Source organism: Asaia platycodi JCM 25414 (assembly GCF_000614545.1).
Lineage (GTDB): Bacteria > Pseudomonadota > Alphaproteobacteria > Acetobacterales > Acetobacteraceae > Asaia > Asaia platycodi.
The window spans coordinates 1-546 of the sequence record NZ_BAKW01000035.1; the positions used below are offsets into that span (position 1 = coordinate 1).

At 51.6% G+C, this 546-nt stretch carries 1 pseudogene and 1 other annotated feature; the pseudogene reads right to left on the bottom strand.

From position 1 onward, the window contains the following. Window positions 1-105 (bottom strand) — a sequence feature (AL1L pseudoknot). This feature is flagged as partial in the annotation. Further along, window positions 1-387, bottom strand: a pseudogene (locus tag JCM25414_RS23210) (transposase); the annotation flags it as partial. It overlaps the preceding feature by 105 nt. Between the last annotated feature and the right edge of the window lie 159 nt (window positions 388-546).

A 546-nucleotide genomic window follows, 5' to 3' on the forward strand; every position in this document is an offset into this window, starting at 1 on the left:
CAGTTCGCTGCATACCGGTCCGACCCCGTACTGCTCACGCAGCTTATCCAGCAGTGGCATCATTTTTTCCAGAGGCGGTCGAACTCCGCCTTCGCAAAATAAGCGGAAGCCTGGCGAAGGATATCGTTACTGCGGCGCAGTTCACGATTTTCACGTTCCAGCTCTTTCAGACGCTGACGTTCAGCGGTGGTGAGTCCACCATCACCGCCCCCGGTATCCCGCTCATGCTGACGAACCCACACACGCAGAGTCTCCTGGTGTACAGCCAATCTTTGGGGCAATGGAACAAATTGCCGCCCACTGTGAGTCATATTCATCCTGACTTTCCAGAACCATACGGACTGCCCGTTGACGGACCTCGGGGGAAAAACGTGTATTTTTAGTCATCCTGTTTACCTCTTTCTCAGGGAGTTTAGTCTCCAGGATTCCCGGGGCGGTTCAGTTTGTGAAAATGTGAAGATATTCAGAAGTTTTATTCAGTCATGATACAGGCATCCTCCGGGATGCCTGTTGTTTTTGTGCGTAACAGTTATCACAGTAAAGGGG